General features: G+C 75.0%; 24 protein-coding genes. 19 read left to right on the forward strand and 5 right to left on the reverse strand.

Annotated features, from left to right (window positions below; genetic code table 11):
- Positions 1-20 precede the first annotated feature (20 nt).
- The gene (locus ACFRQN_RS28415) at positions 21-629 is read right to left on the reverse strand and encodes a TIGR03086 family metal-binding protein (protein WP_117488908.1); all 609 of its coding nucleotides are present in this window, start codon (positions 627-629) and stop codon (positions 21-23) included.
- Positions 626-1,492 (reverse strand): alpha/beta hydrolase, encoded by an 867-nt coding sequence (locus tag ACFRQN_RS28420; protein WP_380743039.1) that lies wholly within the window; start codon positions 1,490-1,492, stop codon positions 626-628. The genes ACFRQN_RS28415 and ACFRQN_RS28420 overlap by 4 nt, the downstream gene beginning before the upstream one ends.
- Positions 1,493-1,657: 165 nt before the next feature.
- On the opposite strand from ACFRQN_RS28420, the gene ACFRQN_RS28425 reads away from it, so the two are divergent.
- Positions 1,658-2,299 (forward strand): TetR/AcrR family transcriptional regulator, encoded by a 642-nt coding sequence (locus ACFRQN_RS28425; RefSeq protein WP_380743041.1) that lies wholly within the window; start codon positions 1,658-1,660, stop codon positions 2,297-2,299.
- Here the strand turns inward: ACFRQN_RS28425 and ACFRQN_RS28430 are convergent.
- Entirely contained in the window at positions 2,296-3,636 is a 1,341-nt protein-coding gene (locus ACFRQN_RS28430) for an amidase (RefSeq protein WP_380743042.1), read from the reverse strand. The two genes, ACFRQN_RS28425 and ACFRQN_RS28430, sit on opposite strands and share 4 nt — an antisense overlap.
- Positions 3,637-3,656: 20 nt before the next feature.
- Complete coding sequence (locus tag ACFRQN_RS28435) at positions 3,657-3,887, reverse strand: hypothetical protein (RefSeq protein ID WP_049657159.1); 231 nt, start codon at positions 3,885-3,887, stop codon at positions 3,657-3,659.
- Between the two features lie 238 nt (positions 3,888-4,125).
- Between ACFRQN_RS28435 and ACFRQN_RS28440 the strand changes: the two genes are divergently transcribed.
- The 7 genes from ACFRQN_RS28440 (at position 4,126) to ACFRQN_RS28470 (ending at position 9,954) form a co-directional block, all read left to right on the forward strand.
- The gene (locus ACFRQN_RS28440; RefSeq protein WP_049657156.1) at positions 4,126-4,350 is read left to right on the forward strand and encodes a response regulator transcription factor; all 225 of its coding nucleotides are present in this window, start codon (positions 4,126-4,128) and stop codon (positions 4,348-4,350) included.
- Positions 4,351-4,434: 84 nt separating this feature from the next.
- Positions 4,435-4,773: a hypothetical protein gene (locus ACFRQN_RS28445; RefSeq protein WP_049657154.1), complete on the forward strand. Its 339-nt coding sequence runs from the start codon at positions 4,435-4,437 to the stop codon at positions 4,771-4,773.
- A 99-nt stretch (positions 4,774-4,872) separates the two neighbouring features.
- Positions 4,873-5,796 (forward strand): hypothetical protein, encoded by a 924-nt coding sequence (locus tag ACFRQN_RS28450; RefSeq protein WP_380743044.1) that lies wholly within the window; start codon positions 4,873-4,875, stop codon positions 5,794-5,796.
- Entirely contained in the window at positions 5,793-6,368 is a 576-nt protein-coding gene (locus tag ACFRQN_RS28455) for a hypothetical protein (RefSeq protein ID WP_380743046.1), read from the forward strand. Before ACFRQN_RS28450 ends, ACFRQN_RS28455 begins: the two co-directional genes overlap by 4 nt.
- A gap of 39 nt (positions 6,369-6,407) precedes the next feature.
- Positions 6,408-7,973 carry a peptidoglycan-binding protein gene (locus ACFRQN_RS28460; RefSeq protein WP_380743048.1) on the forward strand — a complete coding sequence of 522 codons (1,566 nt, stop codon included), beginning with the start codon at positions 6,408-6,410 and terminating at the stop codon, positions 7,971-7,973.
- Positions 7,970-8,698 (forward strand): ABC transporter ATP-binding protein, encoded by a 729-nt coding sequence (locus ACFRQN_RS28465; RefSeq protein WP_049657146.1) that lies wholly within the window; start codon positions 7,970-7,972, stop codon positions 8,696-8,698. Before ACFRQN_RS28460 ends, ACFRQN_RS28465 begins: the two co-directional genes overlap by 4 nt.
- The gene (locus ACFRQN_RS28470; protein WP_380743050.1) at positions 8,695-9,954 is read left to right on the forward strand and encodes an ABC transporter permease; all 1,260 of its coding nucleotides are present in this window, start codon (positions 8,695-8,697) and stop codon (positions 9,952-9,954) included. The genes ACFRQN_RS28465 and ACFRQN_RS28470 overlap by 4 nt, the downstream gene beginning before the upstream one ends.
- Positions 9,955-10,091: 137 nt before the next feature.
- Here the strand turns inward: ACFRQN_RS28470 and ACFRQN_RS28475 are convergent, their stop codons facing one another.
- Positions 10,092-10,742, reverse strand: a complete 651-nt coding sequence (locus ACFRQN_RS28475; RefSeq protein WP_380743052.1) for an ATP-binding protein — start codon at positions 10,740-10,742, stop codon at positions 10,092-10,094.
- 229 nt (positions 10,743-10,971) lie between these two features.
- On the opposite strand from ACFRQN_RS28475, the gene ACFRQN_RS28480 reads away from it, so the two are divergent.
- From ACFRQN_RS28480 to ACFRQN_RS28530, 11 genes are all read left to right on the forward strand, one after another.
- Positions 10,972-11,796: a hypothetical protein gene (locus ACFRQN_RS28480; protein WP_079272020.1), complete on the forward strand. Its 825-nt coding sequence runs from the start codon at positions 10,972-10,974 to the stop codon at positions 11,794-11,796.
- 186 nt (positions 11,797-11,982) lie between these two features.
- Complete coding sequence (locus ACFRQN_RS28485) at positions 11,983-12,732, forward strand: YcnI family protein (RefSeq protein ID WP_380743054.1); 750 nt, start codon at positions 11,983-11,985, stop codon at positions 12,730-12,732.
- 78 nt (positions 12,733-12,810) lie between these two features.
- Positions 12,811-13,470, forward strand: coding sequence for an SCO family protein (locus tag ACFRQN_RS28490; RefSeq protein WP_049660017.1), 660 nt, complete (start codon positions 12,811-12,813; stop codon positions 13,468-13,470).
- Positions 13,467-13,982, forward strand: a complete 516-nt coding sequence (locus ACFRQN_RS28495; RefSeq protein WP_053112532.1) for a copper chaperone PCu(A)C — start codon at positions 13,467-13,469, stop codon at positions 13,980-13,982. The genes ACFRQN_RS28490 and ACFRQN_RS28495 overlap by 4 nt, the downstream gene beginning before the upstream one ends.
- Positions 13,983-13,995: 13 nt before the next feature.
- Entirely contained in the window at positions 13,996-16,032 is a 2,037-nt protein-coding gene (locus tag ACFRQN_RS28500; RefSeq protein ID WP_380743056.1) for a FixH family protein, read from the forward strand.
- Positions 16,033-16,046: 14 nt separating this feature from the next.
- Positions 16,047-17,363 carry an iron uptake transporter deferrochelatase/peroxidase subunit gene (gene efeB, locus ACFRQN_RS28505; protein ID WP_380743058.1) on the forward strand — a complete coding sequence of 439 codons (1,317 nt, stop codon included), beginning with the start codon at positions 16,047-16,049 and terminating at the stop codon, positions 17,361-17,363.
- A 160-nt stretch (positions 17,364-17,523) separates the two neighbouring features.
- On the forward strand, positions 17,524-18,459 hold the full coding sequence (gene pheA / locus ACFRQN_RS28510; RefSeq protein WP_049652857.1) for a prephenate dehydratase: 936 nt from the start codon (positions 17,524-17,526) through the stop codon (positions 18,457-18,459).
- A gap of 507 nt (positions 18,460-18,966) precedes the next feature.
- On the forward strand, positions 18,967-20,241 hold the full coding sequence (gene serS, locus ACFRQN_RS28515; protein ID WP_074002021.1) for a serine--tRNA ligase: 1,275 nt from the start codon (positions 18,967-18,969) through the stop codon (positions 20,239-20,241).
- A gap of 49 nt (positions 20,242-20,290) precedes the next feature.
- On the forward strand, positions 20,291-21,136 hold the full coding sequence (locus tag ACFRQN_RS28520) for an HAD family hydrolase (protein ID WP_049652861.1): 846 nt from the start codon (positions 20,291-20,293) through the stop codon (positions 21,134-21,136).
- Positions 21,137-21,443: 307 nt separating this feature from the next.
- Positions 21,444-22,166 (forward strand): FadR/GntR family transcriptional regulator, encoded by a 723-nt coding sequence (locus ACFRQN_RS28525; protein ID WP_049652863.1) that lies wholly within the window; start codon positions 21,444-21,446, stop codon positions 22,164-22,166.
- A gap of 64 nt (positions 22,167-22,230) precedes the next feature.
- Complete coding sequence (locus tag ACFRQN_RS28530; protein WP_074002020.1) at positions 22,231-23,472, forward strand: MFS transporter; 1,242 nt, start codon at positions 22,231-22,233, stop codon at positions 23,470-23,472.
- Positions 23,473-23,532: the final 60 nt, after the last annotated feature.

Consider the following 23,532-nt stretch of genomic DNA (forward strand, 5'->3'; position numbering starts at 1 on the left):
CCCCGGGGCCACCACCGCCGTTACGGCTTCCAGGCCGGGTCGCGGCCGAGCAGTGCCAGGGCGCGGTCGAACCGGCCGGTGCCGCCGCCGGGTTCGAGCCCCGGGGCGAAGGCCCGGCCGGGTGCCCGGTGTTCCTCGGTGTTCGGGACGGCCTCGGTCACCGTCAGCAGCGCGGTGGCCAGCGCGTCGTCGCCGTCCACCGCCGCGACCAGCGCGTCCTGGGTGCCGAGCGCGGCGGCGACGTCCCAGCCGTGCACCAGGGTGTCCAGCAGGTGGAAGCCCACCGCCTGGGTGAGCGGGAAGGGGCCGCCGTCGCGGATCTCGGCCAGCCAGATCGGCCGGTCCGCGGTGGCCGCCTCCCGGAAGGCCGCGGTGAGGTCGGTCCCGGTGCGCCGGAAGGCGCCCGCCGGGTCGGCGCCGAGCGGGGCGTCCGCGAACAGCGCCAGGTCCGGCCCGGCGCCGCGGGCGGCCGCGGCGAAGCCCTGGTGCTGGCCGACGCAGTGCTCCAGCAGCTTGCGCAGTGTCCACCCCGCGCAGGGGGTGGGCAGGTCGAGCTGGTCCGGCCGTAGGCCGTCCACCACCTGGACGGCCAACTCCATGGCCTGTGCGTGCAGTTCGACGATCCTCATACGACAGCGACCTCCCGGCCGGCAGAGATGAATCCGATCACCTGATCAACAACGGTCGGCTCCGCGATAATCCTGCTGTGGCCCAGGCCCTGAGTGATGGTCAGCTCCAGCCGCTCCCCGTACGCCTCGCGCAGCCGGTACGCCTCGCTCGGCGGGACGACGGTGTCGCCCTCGTCGTGCACGACCAGGACCGGCCCGCCGACCGCCCCGACCCGGCGGGCGGCGTCGAAGCGCTCCCAGCCCCCGGCGTCCCCGCCGAACAGCTCCCGCTCGATCCGCTCCCGCAGCGCCCGCTCGACCTCGGCGTCCAACCCGAGCCCGGCACAGAAGGCGGCCGGGAAGAAGCCCACCCGGGACACCCCGGAGACGGCCGCCAGCCGGCCCGCCCGCAGACCGTCGGCCAGCGCCCCGAAGGCCGCGCAGACGCCCAGCGAGTGCGCCAGCACGGCCTCGAACGGCCCGTACCGCTCCTGGAGGCTCAGCGCGAGCTCGCGGTACTCCGGCACACCGGTGGTCCGGCCGCCGGAGTCGCCGTGGCCCGGCGCGTCGAAGGCGACGACGCTCAGCCCGAGCGCCCGCAGCCGGGGCACGTACGGGGCGAACCGGGAGGCCCGGGAGCGCCAGCCGTGCAGCAGCAGGACCGGCCGCTCGCCGCTGCCCCAGCGGTAGCCGACCACCGCCTTGCCGTTCACGGCGAGCCGCTCGGTGGCCGCCCGTCCGTGCACCTCCCGCTCCGACGCGCGCACCCGGCTGCGCCGGACCGGGTGCGTGAACAGCTCGAAGGCGGCCCGCCCGGCCAGGCCGGGGGCGATCCGGGCGGTGGGGTTGAGGGTCGTACGGATCAGTCCGCGGGTCGGGTCCATCGGGTCTCCCTGCTCTCGCGCTCCTTGTCCTGCCTCGTTCGCGGCGAGATATTAGCACGACCGTTCGTGCAGTTTTAGGGTTCTCCGAGGCCGCCCCGGTGCACCCACTACCCTGGGCGGCACGCAGGGCGAGCGGAACAGACGAGCAGAACAGGGGCGCGGACGATGGCCGGAACGACCACGGACGGACGGGTCCTGCGCGGCGAGGAGACCCGCCGCGCGGTGCTGCGCCGCGCCGTCGGGATCGCCTCCGTCGAGGGCCTGGACGCGCTCTCCATCGGCCGCCTCGCCACCGACCTCGGGCTCAGCAAGAGCGGCGTCTTCGCCGGCTTCGGCTCCAAGGAGGAGCTGCAGCTGGCCACCGTCCGCGCCGCCCGCCGGATCTTCGCCGACGCCGTCGTCGCCCCGGTCGCCGACACCCCGCCCGGCCTCGCCAGGGCCCGTGCCCTCTGCGAGAGCTGGCTGGCCTACTCCCGCGCCCGGGTGTTCCCCGGCGGCTGCTTCTTCTACGAGGTCACCGCCGAGTTCGACGCCCGCCCCGGCGCCGTCCGGGACGCCCTGGCCGGCTGCGCCCGGGAGTGGTCCGACACCGTCGTCGAGACCCTCGCCGCCGCCCGGGCGGCCGGCGCCCTGCGCCCCGACGCCGACCTCGGGGACCTCGCCTTCGCCCTGATCGCCGTCCTGGAGACGGCCAACTCCCAGGCCGTGCTGCACGACGAGGACACCCCGTACGAGCGGGCCGGCCGCCTGCTGCTGCGCCTGCTGCGCGCCGAGGCCACCGACCCGGCCGACCCGGCACTCGCCTAACGCTCCGTCAACTCCCGTTCGACGAAAGATGCCTGGGCCAGCAGAAGCTCGTCCCCGCCCGGCGCGCCGACCACCTGGAGGCCCAGCGGCAGCCCGTCCCCGGTCCGCCCGGCCGGCAGGCTCAGCGCCGGGCGCCCGAGGAAGCTCCACGGCAGCGACATCACCGCGTCCCCCGTGCTGTGCAGGCCCTCCGGCGCCCCGCCGGTCGCCGAGGGCGCCAGCCACAGGTCCACCCCGGCCGCCGCGCCCGCCGCGGCCACCCGCTCGCGCAGCCGCTCCCGGAACCGCAGGGCGGCCTCCCGGTCCTCGGCCGCGACGCCCCGGCCGACCCGGATGCCCGCCGCCGTCTCCGGCCGGTAGAGCCCGCCGAAGCGGGCGAACCAGTCGGCGTGGCTACGGGCCAGCTCGAAGCGGTTGACCGTCTGCAGCTGCCGGACGACCTCGGCGAAGTCCGGGAACAACTCGACCCGGCGCACCGTGAGCCCGGCCCGCGCCAGCCGGGCCAGCTGCTCCTCGAAGGCGCGCAGCGCGGCCGGCTCGGCGCACTCCAGGTACGTCCCGTCCGGCACCCCGAGCACGGGCGGCCGGACCTCCCCGGCGCCGATCCGGTCCGGGGAGGGAAGCCGGCCGTCGCCCCGCCAGTCGTCGCAGAGCAGCGGGGCCGCCAGGGCCGCGCCCGCCAGGTCGGCGGTGAAGGTCCCCAGGGTGTCGAGGCTCGGCGCGTTCGGGATCACCCCCGCGATCGGGATCCGCCCGTACGTCGGCCGGAAGCCCACCACCCCGCAGTACGCGGCCGGGCGGATCACCGAGCCGACCGTCTGGGTGCCGATCGCCAGCGGCACCAGCCCGGCCGCGACCGCCGCCGCCGAACCGCTGCTGGAGCCGCCCGGGGTGTGCCCCGGCCGGTGCGGATTGCGGGTCGGGCCGGGGGCGCTCGCGGCGAACTCGGCGGTCACCGTCTTGCCCGCGACCATCGCCCCCGCCGCCAGCAGTCGGTCCACCACCACGGCCTGCGGCCCGGCCAGCACCCCGGGCGGCAGCGCCGAACCGCCGTGCGTGGGCAGCCCGTCCACGTGCACGATGTCCTTGACGCCCACCGCCACCCCGTACAGCGGCGGCCGCCCGTCGGGCTCCGGGTACCGCACGGCCAGCTCGCGCGCCCGCGACCGCAGCCGGTCGTACCGCCCGGGCTCCGGCACGAACGCGTGGATCAGCGGGTCCACCCGCTCGACCAGCGCGCACAACCGGTCCACGTACTCGGGGAGTTCCGGCACACCGGCGCGCAGCCCGGCGGCCTCATCGGTCAACGGCGACGGCCGGACGAGGGATTCCTCCATGCCGAGCACGGTAGCGCCGTTTACGGGTGCTCGGCCGCCAGGTACGGCGCCTCGCGCAGGAAGTACGCCCCGCAGGTGTGGCAGCACAGCTCCGGGGTCTTCCCCCAGTCCACCGCCTCCCGCACCCGCGCGGCCGGGTCGAGCTCGCGGCCGCACATCGCCACACTCTCCTCGCCCCGGACCATGTGCCACAGCCGCACCCCGCCGGCCTCGCCGCCGGCGCCGTACTCGGCCCGCATCTGGTGCATCATGCCCCCATCGTCCGACCGCCGCGCGCACCCGGCAACCGGAGCGGAACCGCCGGTCGGCGGCCCGTACGGCCCACCCCCGGCCGGCTCACCGCGGACATCCGGAGCGTCTCTCTCCGTAACATCCACGTTGACTGGGCCTACCGCCCGGCCGAGACTTGTCGTGCGTACGCTCCACACTCGGCTACGGGGGGAACCGATGGGCGATGCACAGCTTTTGACGATCGATCATCTTTCGAGAATGCGCGCGGCGGCCGACCGGGTCAGGGGGCTCTCCCAGCGCCGCGCCCAAGTCCTCGAACTCATCGGAACCGACCTGTCTAACCAGGAGATCGCCGCCGAACTGCGGATCGAGGAGCGGACCGTCAAGGCGCACACCGCCGCCCTGTTCGAGCAGCTCGGCGTGTGCTCGCGCATCCAACTGGCCCAAGCGGCCCTGCTGTTCCGGCTGGAGGACTGTACCTGAGGACACTGGTGGACCGTCCGGCCCGGTGCTGAGATGTCCTGGCCCCACTCGGGGCATCGGCAACTACCCTCCGCACCAAGAGAGATGGGACTCACCATGCTCAAGAACCGCATGGGCCGAGTGGCCACCGTGGCGGCCGCCGCCGTCGCCGCGCTGACCCTCGGCACCGGGGCCGCCAACGCCCTCTACGTCAGCGACTACACCACCGCCGCCAACATCCGCAGCGGCCCGTACACCAACTCCTCCATCAACGGCATCGGCTACCCGGGCCACGGCACCAACGACTGGTGCTACACCAACGGCTCGACCGTCAACGGCTACACCGCCTGGGACAGCAACACCGACCGGGCCACCGGCGTCTGGGGCTACACCTTCGAGGACTACATCTCCGGTGCCCTCTCGAACCAGTGGACCAAGTGCTGATCTGCACCACCGCACCACGGCCCTCTTCGCCCCACCGCTAATGGGGCGAAGAGGGCTCCGCCCGAGACTACCGGCCCGCCCACCCGATGAGGTCCACTCGTGAGGTCCCACCGCCGCACCGCCCTGGTCGTCGCCGCCGCAGGGCTCGCCCTGCTCACCGGCTGCTCCTCCGGCGGGAGCGCCGCCCCGACCACCGGCGGATCCGGCGGCCAGGCCGCCGCGCCCGCCCTGACCGCGACGCCCACCCCGACGACCGTGGCCGACACCCAGCAGCTCCCGCTGCGGGCCTTCGCGGCGAGCCCCCAGGAGCTGACCGGCATCGCGAAGGCGCAGGGCCTGCTCACCCAGGACTGCATGAAGCGGCTCGGCTTCGCCTCCTGGCAGCCGAACAACGCCGACCTCACCAAGGCCGGCAAGGACGACATGCCCACGCCGTACGGGTTCCTCAACGAGGCGCAGGCCGCCCAGTACGGGTTCCACCAGCCCGGCACCGCCGGAGGAGCCAAGGTCGGCAGCGGCAGTCCGATGAACCCCGCCGAGTTCACCGCGCTCTCCGGGCTGAAGTCCCCCACCGGCGGCGAGCCAGCCGGCGGCAGCACCCCGCCCGGCGGCTGCACCGGCGAGGCCGACCGCAAGCTCAAGGGCGACAAGCCGCCCGCCGCCGACGTCTACGGGGACCTCACCGGCCAGTCGATGAACCGCACCAAGGCGGACGCCCGGGTGGTCGCCGCCACCACCGAGTGGGCGTCCTGCATGAAGCAGCGGGGCTACGCCTACGGCAACCCCGAGAGCCTCAGCACCGAGTCCTGGGGCCCCACGGTGACCCAGCGGGAGATCGACACCGCCAAGGCCGACGTCGCCTGCACCCGGCAGACCAACCTCTCCGGCATCGCCTTCGGCGTCCAGAGCGCCATCCAGAAACAGCTGATCGAGCAGCACGACAACGAGCTGAAGGCCTACCGCGCCGCCATCCAGTCCCAGCTCGACCAGGCGGCGACGGTGCTGCGGGAGCACGGCCAGTGAGCCGCGCCCGGCCCGGCCGCCCGGCGCGGACGGCCGCCGCCGCCCTGGCCTGCGCCGCCGTCCTGGCCGCCGCGGGCTGCTCCGGCACCTCCTCGGCCGCCCCGGACCGCACCACCGCCACCGGCCCGAACGGCGAGCGGCTGACCGCGGTCGGGGACGACCTGCGGCAGCCGTACCTCGCCTACTGGGACGAGTGGACGAAGGTCGCCCGGGCCGGCGACGTCGCCGCCGCGCCGCTGGACGCCCACGCCGACGAGCCCAACCTCTCCATCCTGCGCGCCTCGGTGGACCAACTGCGCCAGGAGGGGCAGCACATGAGCGGCGAGGTGAAGCACCGGCTGCTCGGCGTGCGGACCGACGGGGAGGCCCGCCGGCTGTACGACTGCGTCGACCTGAACGCCTGGCGGATCGTGGACGCGGGCACCGGCCACGAGATCAGCCAGGTCGGCCGACGACCCGAGCAGCTCAGCATCATGACGATGCGTCGGATCGACGGGGTGTGGAAGGTCACGGACATCCAGAACCCGCTGCCGTGCCCCGGGGGCACCGCCGCCCCGCCCCGCAGCAGCTGACCCCCGTCCGAGCGCGAAGCACCGGAAGACGTACCGGAAATGGAAGCCGTGGAAACACCCGAGCCCGAGGCCACCACAGCGGAACCCGCCACCCCGGCCGGGTCCACCCCGCGTCGACGGCGGCGGCTGATCGTCGTGATCGCCCTGGTCGCGGCGGTCACCGCCGGGGGCGGGATGTGGGCCGCCACCCTGATCCGCTCGCCGGAGCAGGCCGCCGCCGACGCCAAGGCGCCGCCCGCCTCGGTGCTCACGGCACCGGTGGTGCAGCGGGTGCTCTCCAACACCACCGTCCTGCGCGGGGTGTTCACGGCCGGCCAGTCCTTCCCGGTCCAGCCGGGCGCGGTCTCGGCCAGCGCCGGCGGCCCGGGCGGCGGCACCCCGATCGTGACGGCGCTGAAGGTCAACAGCGGGGACGCGGTGGACTCCGGACAGGTGCTGGCCGAGGTGTCCGGACGGCCGGTGATCGCCCTGCCCGGCTCGACACCCGCCTACCGCGACATGGCACCGGGCGAGTCCGGCGGCGACATCGGCCAACTGCAGGACGTGCTCCGGGACATGGGGTACTACCCGGGCGGCGACGACAAGGGGTACTTCGGGGCCGCCACCAAGGCCGCCGTGGCCAGGCTCTACCAGAAGCTCGGCTACCCCGCGGCCACCACCGGCGACCAGACCGCCACCGCCGTCCGGACCGCCCAGCAGGCCGTGGACCAGGCCAAACAGGCCGTCCGGGACCTGGAGAGCCAGCCCGCCCGCGGCGGCGGCGAGCCGACCGCGGCGGCCACTCCGGCCACCACGGCCCCGGCGGCCGGCAAGAACGGCGCACCGGCCCCGGGAGCCACCGGGACCGGCGCACCCGCCGGAGGTGCCGGTTCCGGTGGCGCCGGTTCCGGTGCCGCCGCCGCGCTCGCCCGGGCCCGCGCCGATCTCACCGCCAAGCAGCAGGACCTGGCCCGCGCCCAGGCCAAGGACGGCCCCCAACTGCCCGCCGCCGAGGTGGTCTTCCTGCCGGCGCTGCCGGCCCGGGTGGGCGCCGTCGGCGCCAGGGTCGGCGACAAGGTGACGGCCCCGGTCCTCACCCTCACCGCCGGCGGCCTCAACCTGACCGGCCACCTGCTCCCCGGCGACGCCCCGCTGGTCAAGCCCGGCATGGACGTCACCGTGCTGTCCGAGACCACGGGCGTCCAACTCGCCGCCAAGGTCGGCTCGGTGGGCGCGCTCGTCACCCCGGGAAGCCCCGGTGGCGGCGGGGGTGGCGGGGGTGGAGGCGGCGCCGCCAGCGCGGCACCGGCGGCCCCGGGCGCCGGCACCGACCCCTACGTCCCGCTCGTCGTCACCCCCGACGCCCCCTGGGACCCGGCCCTGGAGGGCCAGGACGTCCGGATCACCGTGGTCGCCGCCTCCACCCAGGGCGAGGTGCTCGCCGTGCCCTCCTCCGCCATCAGCTCGGGCGTCGACGGCCGGACCTCGGTGTCCGTCGCGGGCACCGACGGCACCCGGCGCACCGTGGAGGTGACGGCGGGCGTCGCCGCGGACGGCTTCGTCGAGGTCAAGCCCGCCGCCGGAGCCGAGCTCAAGCCCGGCGAGCAGGTCGTGGTCGGCCGGTGAGCGGGGCCGGGACAGACCGCGCCGGAGCCGACCGCGACACCCCGGTGATCCGGCTGCGCGGGGCGTTCCGCACCTTCCCCGGCCCACCGCCGGTCACCGCCCTGCACCCCCTCGACCTGGAGGTCGCCCGCGGCGAGTACGCCGCCGTGATCGGCCCCTCGGGGTCCGGCAAGTCGACCTTCCTCAACCTGCTCGGCCTGCTCGACCGGCCCAGCGGCGGCACGTACGAACTCGACGGCATCGACACCGGCGCGCTCTCCGAGGCCCGCCGCACCGCGCTCCGCGGCCGCCGGATCGGCTTCGTCTTCCAGTCCTTCCACCTGCTGCCGTACCGGACCGCACTGGAGAACGTGATGCTCGCCCAGGTCTACAACGGATCGGCCAGGGCGGGCCGGGCCGACGCCGCCCGACGGGTCCTGGACCAAGTCGGGCTCGGCCACCGCGCCGAGGCCCTGCCCTCCAGGATGTCCGGCGGTGAACGCCAACGCGTCGCGGTGGCACGGGCGTTGGTGAACCGGCCGTCGCTCCTGCTGTGCGACGAACCGACCGGGAACCTCGACTCGGCGACGGCCCTGCGGGTCATGGAGCTGTTCGAGGAACTGCACGGGAGCGGCCTGACCCTGCTGGTCATCACCCATGACCGCGAGGTCGCCGAACGGGCCCGGCGGACCATCACCATCCGGGACGGCCGGCTGAGCGCGACCGGGGCGGCGGTCGAACGGTGAGGAGGCGCGCCACGTCCACCGAAGTCCCGCTCTCCCGGCTCGGGTTGACCGACCTGCTGAGCGAGGCACTGTCCGGCATGGTGCAGCGCCCCGGCCGGTCGGTGCTCACCCTGCTGGGCACCGTCCTCGGCGTCGGCGCCTTCGTCGCCGTCCTCGGGCTCACCTCCAGCGCCACCGGCCAGATCGGCAAGCGCTTCTCGGCCCTGCAGAACACCACGGTCACCCTGGTCGGCCGCGGAGCGGAGGTGGTCCTCGGCAACGGCCAGCACCGCGCCGCCATGGACTTCCCCGAGGACGCCGACCGCCGGGTGGGCCGGCTCAACGGCGCGGTCGCGGCCGGGGTCTACTGGAGCGCGCCGCTGACCGAGCCGAAGATCTCCACCTCCCCGGTGCCCGGCACCGGCTCCGGCGCCGGGCTCAACGTCCTGGCGCTCTCCCCCGGCGGCTTCGACGCGATCGAGGCCCGGGTCTCCGCCGGCACCGTCTACAACGCCTTCCACAGCGAACGCGGCCTGCGCGTCGCGGTCCTGGGATCGGCCGCCGCCGGACGGCTCGGCATCAGCCGCCTCGACGCCCACCCCGCGGTGTTCGTCAACGGCGTCGGCTTCACCGTCATCGGCATCATCGACGGCAGCGCCCGGCTGCCCGAGACCGCGCTCGACGTCATGGTGCCCACCACCACCGCGCGGACGCTCTGGGGCAATCCGCCGCCCGGGGAGAACGGCCGGGCCAGGATGGTGGTCCGCACCCGGACCGGCGCGGCCGCCCTGGTCGCCTCCCAGGCCCCGACCGCCCTGCGCCCGGAGGCCCCCAGGGACTTCGAGGCCCTCGCCCCGCCCGACCCGCACACCCTGCGGGACTCCGTCTCCACCGACCTCACCGGGCTGTTCCTGCTGCTGGCCGCCATCTGCCTGGTGATCGGCGCGGTCGGCATCGCCAACACCACGCTGGTCGCCGTCCTGGAGCGCACCGGCGAGATCGGCCTGCGGCGCGCCCTCGGCGCCCGGCCCCGGCACATCGCGGCCCAGTTCCTCACCGAGTCCACCGTGCTCGGCACCCTCGGCGGGCTGATCGGCACCGCGATCGGCGTGGCCGTCGTGGTGCTGGTCGCGCTGGCCCGCGACTGGACCGCCCTGCTCCAGCCCTGGACGGTCCTGCCCGCACCGCTGGCCGGCAGCCTGGTGGGCCTGCTGGCCGGCCTCTACCCGGCCCTCCGGGCCGCCGCCGTCGAACCGGCCGAAGCCCTGCGCCACTGACCGACCCCGGCTCCCCCGTCGTCCCCTACAACGAAGCCCGCCCTACGAAGCCGCCCGCAGCAGCGCGTCGTCCTGCCACTTGAGGATCCTGTCGAAGCCCACGACCGCCCCCGCCGTCCCCTACAACGAAGCCCGCCCTACGAAGCCGCCCGCAGCAGCGCGTCGTCCTGCCACTTGAGGATCTTGTCGAAGCTGACGATCGCCCCGCGCAGCGGGTGGTTGCGCAGCTGGACGTGGTCGGTGAGGGCGTGGATGAGGAAGAGGCCGCGGCCGGACTCGGCGGTGAGGTCGGGGAGGGTGTCCAGGTCGACCGGGCGCAGGGTGGGGACACTGGGGCGACAGGGCAGGACGTGGGTGTCGTACGGGTGGCCGTCACGGCGGGGGCCGTACGCGGCGAGGACGCGGGCCGGGACGGTCGCGCGGCCGCGGCGGGTGCGGCGGGGCGCCCGGCCGGCCGCCGCCGGACGGGCCTGGTCCAGGGCGGGGGTGCGGCGGACGGCGGCAGCGGCCCCGGCGGGGGCGGGGGCCGGCAGGCCGGGCCCCGAGTCGGTGACCTCGATCCGCAGCCGGTCGCCGCAGATCGAGGCGGTGACCTGGAAGCCGTCGTCGGGCCGCCCGGTGGCGCCGTGCTCGACGGCGTTGGCGCAGGCCTCGGTGAGGGCGACGCCGAGGTCGTCCGCGATCTGCGGGTCGACGCCCGCGGTCGCCATCGCACCGAGCAGGATGCGCCGGGCCAGCGGAACGCTGGCCGGGTCGCGCTTGAGGTGCAGAGTCCACCAGATGTCCACGGGAGGTCCCTCCTGGCTGCGGCTCCACATACAACTAGGTATCTCCGGGCGATTCCCCGGCGAACCGTGCCCGGGGGCCGCTACCGCCCGTTCGGCGGATGGACCGGGGGCCGGGGTCTGTGCCGGGCGACGCGTACGCCCCCTCGCACGCGCCGCCGAAAGGGGCATTCGTAGGGATTTCCCACCCTGCCCGTGTCGGCGGCGTACGCAATGAGAGGATGGCCCGGCCATGACTGCCCTCGCCGCCGCCCCGCTCCCGGGCGCCCCCGGACCGGCCCAGCCGGTGGGGTCCGCCGCCTGGGACCTGCGGCTTGCCCGGGCGGTCCCGTTCGCGCTGGTGTGCACCCTGATAGCCGCCGCCGGGCACGCCCTGGCGGGTGGCGGGAACGTGCCGCCGACCGCGCTGGCGCTGGGCTTCGCCGCGGTGCTGGCGTTCGCGGTGGTCTGCGGCGGGCGGGAGCGTTCGCTGGCGGCCATCGCCGGGGCGCTCGGCGCCGGGCAGCTCGGACTGCACTGCCTCTTCCACGGTTTCAACGGTTTCGGCGGCTCCATGGCCGGCATGCACCACGGGGGCTCCGGTCCGCTGACGGTGCCGCAGGTGGCCGGCCGGCTGATCTGCAACGAGGCCCGCCCCGGCACGCTGCTCGGCCTGCCGGGCAGCCCGTCCCCGGAGCAGCTGGTCTCCTCCGCGGGCCTGGACCCGCACGCGTTCGCCGCCGCTCCCTGGTGGCAGGCCGGGGTCTTCGGCATGACGCCGTCGATGCTGGCCGGGCACCTCGGCGCCGCGCTGGTCGCGGGCTGGTGGCTGCGGCGCGGCGAGGCGGCCCTGTGGCAGCTGCTGCGGGTGGCCGCCACGGCCGCCCGGGAGCACTGGGCGGCGCCGCTGCGTACGGCGTTCGCGCTGGTGGCCGCGTTGCTGCGCGGTCTGTTCGGGACGGCCGGCCCGGCCCGCCGGTTCGGTGCCCGGGGCGGGGAGAGCCCGCTCCCGGCGGGTGCCGTGCTGCGGCACAGCGTGGTGCGGCGCGGCCCGCCGTGCGGGGCCCTCGCGTACTGACCGGCGTTTCCTGGCGGCCCTCGGCCGTCCCGGGTGCCCGGCGTGCGTACCGTCCGGCCGTTTCCCCCGACCACGGGGGCGGCCCGAGGCTCCACCCCCGCGTCCCCACCCCCGCGGCCCCCGCGGCACGGCTCCCGTCCGTCGCCGGTTCCGGCTGCCGCCGAGCTCCGATCGGAGACCCGCATCATGCGTTCCCTTCCCGCCCGCCGTCTCGCCGCCGTCGCCCTCACCGCCGCCGCGTCCGTGGTGGCGCTGGCCGGCCCCGCCTTCGCGCACGTCACCGTGAACCCGGGTGCGGCCGCCCAGGGCGGCTACACGGCCGTCGACTTCCGGGTGCCGAACGAGAGCGACACGGCGGGCACGGTGAAGCTGGAGGTCAACCTCCCGCTGGACCACCCGCTGGCCTCGGTCCGGACCCTGCCGCTGCCGGGCTGGACCGCCGCGGTCGAGAAGGCCAAGCTCGACAAGCCGATCAAGGTGCACGGCAACGACGTCACCGAGGCCGTCTCCAAGATCACCTGGACCGCCGACGCTGGCACCAAGATCGCCCCCGGCCAGTTCCAGGAGTTCCGGGTCTCGCTCGGCCCGCTGCCGACCGACACCGACAACCTGGTCTTCAAGACCCTCCAGACCTACGACAACGGCGACATCGCCCGCTGGATCGACGAGACCAAGGACGGCCAGCCCGAGCCGGCCAAGCCCGCGCCCGTCCTGAAGCTCACCAAGGCCACCGAGGGTGACGGCCACGGCGTCACCGCCTCCCCGGCCGCGGGCGCCCACGGGGGCAGCTCCGACCAGGCCGCCGCCGCCGGCGACACCAAGTCCAGCGACTCCACCGCCCGCACCCTGGGCGTGGTCGGCATCGTCGTCGGTGTGATCGGCACCGCCGTCGGTGTGCTCGGCCTGCGCCGCAAGAGCGGCAACTCCGCCTCCTGACCCCACGCCGGTAGGGCCCGTACCCGGACCACGGGTACGGGCCCCACCGGTGGCCCACCCCGCACGATCGGAACTCCCATGCCCCGCACCACCCGCCTGGCCGGCGCGGCCGCCCTCGCGCTGGCCGCCGCCCTGACCCTCTCCGCCTGCGGCTCCTCCGGCGGCGGCTCCACCGCCGCCAAGGTCACCCGGCAGAAGGAGGACACCCCGTACCAGGGCACCAAGCTCGCCAAGAACTTCGAGAAGCCGGACCTCCAGCTGACCGACACCGCCGGCCAGCCCTTCGACCTGCGCCAGCAGACCAACGGCAAGGCCACCCTGCTGTTCTTCGGGTACACCAGCTGCCCGGACGTCTGCCCGACCACCATGGGCGACATCGGCGTCGCGATGAAGGCGCTCCCCGCGGAGGAGCGGCAGAAGGTCAACGTCGTCTTCGTCTCCACCGACCCGCAGCGCGACACCCCCCAGGTGCTGCGCACCTGGCTGGACTCGATGGGCAGCGACTTCATAGGCCTCACCGGGGACCTGGCCAAGGTGAAGACCGCCGCCAGGTCGCTCGGCATCATGATCGAGGACCCGGTCGTCAACGCGGACGGCACGGTCACCTCCACCCACGGCGCGCAGGTGCTGGCCTTCCTCCCCTCGGACGACAAGGCGCACGTGCTCTACATGAGCGGCACCGAGGAGAAGACCTACGAGCACGACCTGCCGCTGCTCGCCAAGGGGGTCGCGGCGTGACCCCGGCACAGACCGGGACCGGCCGCTTCCGCCGCAGCGCCCTGCTCGGCGCCGTCGTCGCCACGGCCCTGGGCGGCGGCGCCATCCTGGCCGCCTGCGGGACGGGCGGCGGCGCGGGCGGCCAGGACGGTGCCGCCGCCGGGCCGGCCCGGCTCAGCGTCGCCGACTCCTACATCCCGCTCCCCCCGGCCGGCGGCATGGCGGCCGGCTACCTGACCGTCCGCAACGACGGCGGGCAGGACCAGCTGCTCAAGGTGAGCAGCCCGGCCGCCGAGTCGGTCACCATGCACCGCTCGAGCGCGTCGACCATGGAGCAGGTGGACAGCCTCGACGTCCCCGCGCACGGCGCGCTGCAGCTCGCCCGGGGCGGCAACCACCTCATGATCATGGGGTGGCAGAAGGCCCCGGTCCTCGGCGACGAGCTGGAGCTGGACCTCACCTTCGCCAAGTCCGGCACCATCTCGGTCAAGGTGCCGGTCAAGGAGCTCACCTACCGCCCCGGCCAGAGTTAAGGGGACCGCCACCATGCAGTCGGCCGGCCTGGAGAAGGCCACCCACCGCCGGATCGCCGGGGTGCTCGGAGTGCTCGGCGCGTTGCTCGCGCTGATGCTCGCGGGCGCCGGGCCGGCCTCCGCGCACGCCACCCTGGATTCCACCGACCCCCGGCAGAACTCGGTGGTCGCCACCGCCCCGCAGGCGGTGACGCTGACCTTCAGCGAGTCCGTCTCGCTCTCCGGCGACTCCGTCCGGGTGCTCGACCCGGCCGGCAAGGCCGTGGACACCGGCAACCCGGCGCACGCCGACGGCAAGGGCAACACCGCCCGGGTCGGGCTGCGCGACGGACTCGCCAACGGCACGTACACGGTGGCCTGGCGGGCCGTCTCGGACGACTCCCACCCGGTCGGAGGGGCGTTCACCTTCTCCATCGGCGCGCCCTCGGACACCTCGGTGTCGGCCACCGCGCTCCAGGGCGCCGAGGCCGACGGCCTGGTCGCCGCCCTGTACGGCACCGGGCGCACCGTCGCGTACGCCGCCTTCGCGCTGCTGGTCGGCGTCGCCGCCTTCGTGCTGCTCTGCTGGCCGGCCGGCACCGCCCGGCGCCGGGTGCAGCGGCTGCTGATGACCGGCTGGACGGCGCTGCTGGTCTCCACCGTCGCGGTGCTGATGCTGCGCGGCCCGTACGAGCGCGGCTCCGGGATCGGGCAGGCCTTCGACCTGTCGCTGGTGCGCGCCACGCTGGACGAGCGGATCGGCACCGCGCTGGCCGCCCGGCTGCTGCTGCTCGCGGCGGGCGGGGTGTTCCTGTCGCTGCTGGTCGGGCAGCTGGGGCAGCCGCCGCGGCCGGTCGTGCCGAAGCCGCGGGACGAGGAGGAGGCCGGCACCGACGACCTCGCGCGCGGCGCGGCCTCCGAGGACGACGCCGAGGCCGCCGAGCTGCGCGAGCTGGAGCGGCGGGCCGCCGAACGGCCGCAGCGCGAGGCCCGGCTCGGCCTCGGCGTGGCCGGACTGGTGCTGGCCGTCGCCCTCTCGGCGACCTGGGTCGGCGCCGACCACGCCTCGGTGGGCATCCAGGTCTGGCTGGCGCTGCCGCTCGGCATCCTGCACCTGATCGCGATGGCGCTCTGGCTGGGCGGGCTGGCCGCGCTGCTGGTCGCGCTGCGCGAGGGCGTCGGCGCCGAGGTGGTGGACCGCTTCTCGAAGATCGCCTTCGGCTCGGTGGCCGTCCTGGCCGGGACCGGGATCTACCAGTCCTGGCGGGGCCTGGGCAGCTGGGGCGCGCTGACCGGCACCGAGTACGGGCGGCTGCTGCTGGTGAAGAGCGGCTGCGTGGCCGCGATGCTGGGCGTCGCCTGGATCTCCCGCTCCTGGCTGGCCAGGCTGCGCTCGGCCCCGGCCGAGGCGGTCGAGGTCGCACCGGCCGAGCTGCCGGAGCCGGTCGCCGTGGCGGCGCACAGCGAGGACCCGGCCCGGCAGGCGCAGCTGGAGCGCCAGCGGGCCGCGCTGCGGAGCGCCGGACGCGACCGCGGGCTGACCCCGACCCGGGCCGGGCTGCGCCGCTCGGTGCTGGTCGAGGCGCTGGTCGCGGTGGCGGTGCTGGTGGTCACGACGATGCTCACCAACTCCCCGCCCGGGCGGGTGGCGGGCGAGGTCAAGGCCGGTGCGGCCGCCGCTCCGGCCGCCGGCGGGGCCGCCGCGGCGCCGCAGACCGAGCCGGGCCGCACCGTCGACCTCAAGCTCCCGTACGACACCAAGGGCCGGACGCCGAACGCCAAGGGCACCGCGACCGTCACCCTCAACCCGGCCCGGACCGGGCCGAACGAGGTGAAGCTCGCGCTGGACGGCGCGGACGGGCAGCCGGTGGACGTCCCCGAGGTGGAGCTCGCCTTCACCCTGCCGGACCGCGACCTCGGCCCGCTGCCGGTCGCGCTCACCCCGGAGGGCACCGGCCGCTGGAGCGGCACCGCGCAGCTGCCGCTGGCGGGCACCTGGGTGGTGTCGGTGCAGATCCGCTCCTCCGACATCGACCAGACCACCCCGACCCAGCAGTTCAAGATCGGGTGAGCGGGGTGACCGACATGTCGACGGAGCACGCTTCGACGGGCCGCAACCCGGCGGGCCACGGCCCGGCGGACCGCGCTTCGGCGGGGCCCGCGGGCTTCACCCGGCGGGCGCTGCTCGGCACCGCCGGGGCCGGGCTGCTGGTCGGGGCCGGCGCGGGCGTCGCCGGGGCGGTCGCCTACGACCGTCCCGACCGGAGCGGCCGGGCCGCGGCCGGCCCGGGCGGCGCGCTGGGCGCGGCCCGGGTGCCGTTCCGCGGCGAGCACCAGGCCGGGATCACCGACCCGCCGCAGGCCAGGGTCCAGCTGGCCGCCTTCGACCTGGCCGAGGGCGTCGGCCGGGACGGGCTGCGCACCCTGCTCCAGCGCTGGACGAAGGCGGCCGACCGGCTGACCGCCGGGGAGCCGTCCGAGGAGTTCGACAACCAGGTCGCGCTGGACGCCGGACCCTGCTCGCTCACCGTCACGGTCGGCTTCGGCGCCGCACTGTTCGACAAGGCCGGGCTGGCCGACCGCCGCCCGCCCGGGCTCGCACCGCTGCCCGCCTTCCCCGGCGACGCGCTCGACCCGGCCCGCGGCGACGGCGACCTGTTCGTCCAGATCGGCGCGGACGACGCCCTGGTCGCGGTGCACGCCCTGCGGGTGCTCCAGCGGCTGGCGGCCGGTACGGCGGCGCTGCGCTGGCAGTCGGCCGGCTTCGCCCGCACCCCCGGCGCCGCCGCCCAGCCGGTGACCGGGCGCAACCTGATGGGCCAGATCGACGGCACCAACAACCCCCGGCCGGACGAGGACGGCTTCGCCGCCAAGGTGTTCTGCGCCGCCGGTGGCGACCAGCCGGCCTGGCTGGCCGGCGGCTCGTACCTGGTGTTCCGGCGGATCCGGATGCTGCTGGACAACTGGGAGGCGCTGCCGGTGGACCGGCAGGAACGGGTGATCGGGCGGCGCAAGTCGGACGGCGCCCCGCTCGGCGCGCCCGCCGGGGCCGGCGAGCGCTCCCCGGTCGACCTCGCAGCGCAGGGCCCGGACGGCACCCTGGCGATCCCCGCCGACGCGCACATCCGGGTCGCCGCCCCGGCGGCCAACGGCGGGGCGGCGATGCTGCGGCGCGGCTTCTCGTACCACGACGGGCTGCTGCCGGACGGCTCACCGGACGCCGGGCTGCTCTTCCTCGCCTTCCAGAACGACCCGGGCAAGGGCTTCACCCCCGTGCAGCGCAAGCTCTCCCGGGGCGACGGCCTCTCCCGCTTCCTGCGGCACGAGGCGAGCGGCCTGTACGCGCTGCCGCCGGGCGCGCCGCCCGGCGGCTACCTCGGCCGGCAGCAGCTGGAGGGGTAGTTCCCCGGACGGTTCCCCGGGGGTCCGACCACGGACCCCCGGGATCCACCGCCGCGGTCCCGGCCACTGGAACGCTTGGCCGCCGGGGCCGTTGAATCGTTAGGGTGACTGCTTCGGCACACCCTGCCCGCGCAGTACCCCGGAACCCCACGGAGGCGTCATGTCGGCCACCCGCTACACCTACCTCGGACCGGCCGGCACGTTCACCGAGGCGGCCCTGCACACCCTGCCCGAGGCGGCGACCCGGGAGCTGGTGCCGCTGTCCTCGGTGGCGCTGGCGCTGGACGCGGTGCGCGGCGGGGAGGCGGCCGGGGCGTTCGTCCCGATCGAGAACTCGGTGGAGGGCGCGGTCACCGCGACCAACGACGAACTCGCCTCCGGCACACCGCTGATGATCTACCGTGAGGTGCTGCTGCCGATCACCTTCGCGCTGCTGGTGCGGCCGGGCACCGAGCTGTCCGGGATCAAGACGGTGACCAGCCACCCGGTGGCCCAGCCGCAGGTGCGGCGCTGGCTGGCGGCCAACCTGCCGGAGGCGGACTGGGAGTCGGCGGCCTCCAACGCGGACGGCGCCCGGCTGGTCGCCGAGGGCCGCTACGACGGCGCGTTCGCGGGCGAGTTCGCGGCGCCGATCTACGGGCTGGAGCCGCTGGTCAAGGAGATCGCGGACGCGAAGAGCGCGGCCACCCGGTTCGTCCTGGTCGGCCGCCCGGGGCGGGTCTCCTCGCCGACGGGCGCGGACAAGACCTCGATGGTGGTCTGGCTGCCGGACGACCACCCGGGCGCGCTGCTGGAACTGCTCCAGGAGTTCGCGGTGCGCGGGGTCAACCTGATGCGGATCGAGTCCCGCCCGACCGGCGAGGGCATGGGCAGCTACTGCTTCCTGATCGACTGCGAGGGCCACCTGTCCGAGCGCCGGGTCGGCGAGGCGATGATGGGGCTCAAGCGGATCTGCCCGCAGGTGCGGTACCTCGGCTCCTATCCGCGCGCCGACCGGCAGGAGTCCACCCACCGCCGGCCGGGGACCTCGGACGGGGATTTCACCTCGGCGGCGGACTGGCTCTCCCGCGCGCTCGACGGCCGCGGGGACATCTGAGCTTCTCCTCGAGTCCTTCCGGACTTTTCCGACTGTTTTCGCCCGGCCCGGGCGGCCCGGGCGGGTGACCGCACCGTCGTCCACAGGGGCCGTCGGGGCCGGAGACCGCTGTCCACAGGGCTCCCCGCTGTCCACAGCCCGGAGTTATCCACAGGCCTGGGGACGAGTCGACAAACCGGTATAGCCATTGCCCAGACCCGGTCGGACCATCGGTTTGCGTCGCAGAGATGACCAATCGGACCAGAGTCACCCGGTTGCCAGCAAATCACCCGTCCGAGTGCTTCAATTCCCTCACCCGAGAAGGTTGATTGAGGTTTGAAACCTCAATTCCCTGGTTCGTTCACGCGGAAGGCAATCCTCCCCTTTGATCCACAGGCCCGGGGCCCGGCCTGTGGATAACCCGGCGGCGGAGAGTTCCCCACAGGAGTTATCCACAGGCGCGGGCGAGTTATCCCCAGGGAAAAAGCCGTACCGGTGGAGGAACGGTCTCCCGGTACGCTTGGGCCTGTGATTGACCTTCGCCTGCTCCGTGAGGACCCTGACCGAGTGCGCGCCTCGCAGCGCGTCCGTGGCGAGGACGTCGACCTGGTCGACGCCCTCCTCTCCGCCGATGAGCGGCGCCGGTCCTCGGGCAGCCGCTTCGACGAACTGCGCAGCGAGCAGCGGGTGCTCGGCAAGCAGGTCGCCCAGGCCAAGGGCGACGAGAAGGCCGCCCTGCTCCAGCGCACCAAGGACCTGGCCGCCGAGGTCAAGGCCGCCGACGCCGAGCAGGGAGCGGCCAAGGAGGAGGCCGACCGCCTGCTCCGCTCCCTGGCGAACCTCATCGACCCGGCCGCCCCGGTCGGCGGCGAGGAGGACTTCGTCACCCTCGAGGAGATCGGCACCCCGCGCGACTTCGCCGCCGAGGGCTTCGAGCCCCGCGACCACGTCGAGCTCGGCCAGATCCTCGGCGCGATCGACACCGAGCGCGGCGCCAAGGTCGCCGGTGCCCGCTCCTACTACCTGACCGGCGTCGGCGCGCTGCTGGAGCTCGCCCTGGTCAACATGGCGATCGCCCAGGCCACCGCGGCCGGCTTCATCCCGATGATCACCCCGACCCTGGTCCGCCCGGCCGCCATGGACGGCACCGGCTTCCTCGGCCAGGCCGCCGAGAACGTGTACCACCTCGCCGAGGACGACCGGTACCTGGTCGGCACCAGCGAGGTCCCGCTCGCGGCGTACCACATGGACGAGATCCTCGACGCCGACAAGCTGCCGCTGCGCTACGCCGGCTACTCGTCCTGCTTCCGCCGCGAGGCCGGCACCTACGGCAAGGACACCCGCGGCATCATCCGCGTCCACCAGTTCGAGAAGGTGGAGATGTTCGTCTACACCACTCCCGAGGACGCGGAGAACGAGCACCGGCGCCTGCTCCAGTGGGAGAAGGACTTCCTCAACGCGCTGGAGCTGCCGTACCGGGTGATCGACGTCGCCTCCGGCGACCTCGGCGCCTCGGCCGCGCGCAAGTTCGACATCGAGGCGTGGATCCCCACCCAGGGCAAGTACCGCGAGGTCACCTCGACCTCCAACACCACCGAGTACCAGGCCCGCCGGCTGTCGATCCGGATGCGCGAGGAGGGCAAGACCCGCCCGCTCGCCACCCTGAACGGCACCCTGGTCGCCGTCCCGCGCACCATCGTGGCGATCCTGGAGAACCACCAGCAGGCCGACGGCTCGGTCGTCGTGCCCGAGGCGCTGCGGCCGTACCTCGGCGGACGGACCGTCCTCGAGCCGGTCAAGTAAGCCGGCCCGCCCAGCACCACCTGCGACACTCCCGGGAGACGTACGGCCCATGAGCACCACCAGCCCCAGCCCCGTCTCCCCCGACGGTGGCGACCTGCCCTACCGGCTGGTCGCCACCGACCTCGACGGCACCCTGCTCACCAGCGGGGAGACCGTCTCCGAGCGCACCCGCGCCGCCCTGGCCGCGGCCACCGGCGCGGGCGCGCTGCACATCATCGTCACCGGGCGCTCCGCGGTCTGGGCCCGCCCGGTCTTCGACGAGATCGGCTACACCGGAATAGCGGTCTGCGGCCAGGGCGCCCAGGTGTACGACGCCGGCGCGCACAAGCTGCTCACCTCGCTCACCCTGGACCGGCGGCTCGCCGCGCTCGCGATCGAGAAGATCGAGGCCGAGACCGGCCCGCTGGCCATCGCCGCCAACCAGGACGGCCTCGACGGCCAGGTGCTGGCCGGCCCCGGCTACGAGCTGCTGATCGGCTCCGACCTGCCGGTCGTCCGGGTCGACCGCGGCGGGCTCTACGACTCCCCGCTCAGCAAGCTGTACATCCAGCACCACGCCCTCACCGACGACGCCCTCGCCGAGGCCGCCCGCCGCGCCGCCGGCGACCTGGTCGGCGTGGTGATGGCCGGCGCCGGCGTGGTCGAGCTGCTCCCGCTCGGCCTGTCCAAGGCCACCGGCCTGGCCGTCGCCGCCCGCCGCCTGGGCGTCCGCGCCGCCGACACCATCGCCTTCGGCGACATGCCCAACGACGTCCCGATGTTCGGCTGGGCCGCCCACGGCGTCGCCATGGCCAACGCCCACGAGGAACTCCTCGCCGTCGCCGACACCGTCACCACCAGCAACGACGAGGACGGCGTCGCCGCGGTCCTGGAGCACCTCTACCCGCAGCGCTGACGCCTCCGGCGCGGCCCTTGTGCGCCGTGCCCCGGGCTCGCACACCCCGTAACCCCGCCCGAAGCCGGAGAACCGCCGGCGCTCGGGCCATCCGCTGCGGCCTTCCGCCCCGCGCAGTTCCCCGCGCCCCTGCTGGGGCGCGGGGAACTGCTGTCTGCGGAGGAGACGCACCCCCGGCGGCGGGTGGGGTGAGGCTGATCGGGGGGTTCAGGGGCTGGTCAGGGGTGGGTTGTAGGATGACCGGGCAAGCGGTTGTAGGATGACCGACGACTGGTTTCGGCGTGTGCGGTGGCAAGGGAGGTCCGGCATGAGCGGCGGTTTGCAGGCGGCCGGGCGGCGTTCCCTGGTCGACACCGCGATCGAGCAGTTGCGGGAGCAGCTGGCGGGTGGGGCGTGGCCGGTGGGGTCGCGGATTCCCACCGAGCACGAGCTGGCCGAGCAGCTGCGCGTCGGGCGGAACACCGTGCGGGAGGCGATCCGGGTGCTGGTGCACGCCGGGATGCTGGTCTCCCGGCAGGGCGAGGGGACGTTCGTCCGCTCCACCAGCGACCCGGCGTCCGTGCTGCGCGGCGTCCAGCGCTCCGGCATCCGGGACGTCCTGGAGGTCCGTGCGGCGCTGGAGACCGAGGGCGCCCGGCTGGCCGCGCTGCGGCACACCCCCGAGGACGTCCGGCGGATGCGCGCCGCCCTGGCCCGTGAGGCCGAGGTGTTCGCGGCGCACCCCGAGCGGGCGAGCCGCGAGGCCACCGTCGAGCACGACCTGGAGTTCCACACCGCCGTCGTCGAGGCCGCGCACAACCCCGCGCTGGCCGAGGTGTACCGCTACTTCGGTGCCTCCGTCCGCGAGGCGATGACCTCCGCCTTCGGCGACCACGACATGCCCGAGGCGGTCGTGGCCACCCACGAGGCGCTGGTCGACGCGATCGAGAGCGGTGACCCGGACCGGGCCGAGGCGGCGTGTCGTGCGCTGCTCGCCGGCCCGACCGCGGCCGTCGAGCAGCTGCTCGCGGCCATCGCGGCCCGGAAGTAGGACGGCGCGAGCCTCCCTTCCGCCGTCCGCTTCCCCCGCACATTCACGAAAGAACAGCACACCCATGGCCGTCACCCGTGCCCAGCAGCCGGTTGTCACCGCTCCTGCCCCGCTCCCCGGCCGCGCCCGGCTGGCCCATCCGCTGCTGCTGCTGACCGGCATCGTGCTGGTCGCGCTGAACATGCGCGCCTGTCTGGCCGCGGTCTCCCCGATGGTCGGCGAGATCCAGCGGACCTTCGGCCTCTCCGCCACCGCGAGCGGTCTGATCACCACCGTCCCGGTGCTGTTCCAGGGCGTCGGCGCCCCGCTCACCCCCCGGCTGACCCGCCGTTTCGGCGCCGAGCGGGTGGTGCTCGGCGCGGTGCTGGTGCTGGGCGCGGGCGTGCTGCTGCGGGTGCTGCCCTCGGTGGCGGCCCTGTACGCGGGCTGCGTGGTGATCGGCGTGGCGATCGCGGTGCTGAACGTGTCGATGCCGGGCCTGGTCAAGCGCGAGTTCCCGGACCGCGCGGCCACCATGACCGGCGTCTACTCGACCACCATGCTGGTCGGCGCCACGCTCGCGGCCGGCACCTCCGTCCCGCTGGAGCACGCGCTCGGCGGCGGCTGGCGGGCCTCGCTCGGCGCCTGGTCGCTGCTCGCGCTGGTCGCGGCGGTGGCCTGGCTGCCGCAGGTGCTGCGCTCCCGCCAGGAACGGCAGGGGGCGGTGGCCGCGGCCGCCGCGCCGGCCAAGCCGATCGAGGGCATCTGGAAGTCCGCGCTGGCCTGGCAGATCAGCCTCTTCATGGGCATCTCGTCGCTGCTGGTCTACACCCTGGTCGCGTGGATGCCGACGATCCTGGCCGAGCACGGCATGGACCGCGGCCAGGCCGGTCTGGTCTTCGCCTTCTCCAACCTGGTGCAGGTGGCGGGCGCCTTCCTGGTGCCGCTGATGGCCGGCCGGATGACCAGCCAGCGCGCGCTGGCGGTGGTCATGGTCGCCCTGAACGGGCTGGGCATCGCGATGCTGCTGGTCGCGCCGGTCTCCGCCGCGTGGGTGTCGGCGACGATCCTGGGTGTGGCCCAGGGCGGTTCGCTGGGCCTGGGCCTGGCGTTCATCGTGCTGCGCACCGACACCGCGGCCGGTGCCGCCCAGCTGGGCGGGATGTCGCAGGCGATCGGCTACCTGGTCGCGGCGGCCGGCCCGGTCGGCGCGGGTGCGCTGCGCCAGCTGACCGGCGGCTGGGAGACCCCCCTGGTGCTGATGCTGGTGCTGGTCCTGGTGGTCGGCGCGGCCGGCTGGGGCGCGGGCCGCAACCGCACCCTCTGAGCCGAGCGCGCGCCCGTACGGCCCCGCACAAGCGGTGAGCCCCGGACACCCTCACAGGTG

It is taken from the genome of Kitasatospora sp. NPDC056800, from assembly GCF_042789775.1.
GTDB lineage: Bacteria > Actinomycetota > Actinomycetes > Streptomycetales > Streptomycetaceae > Kitasatospora.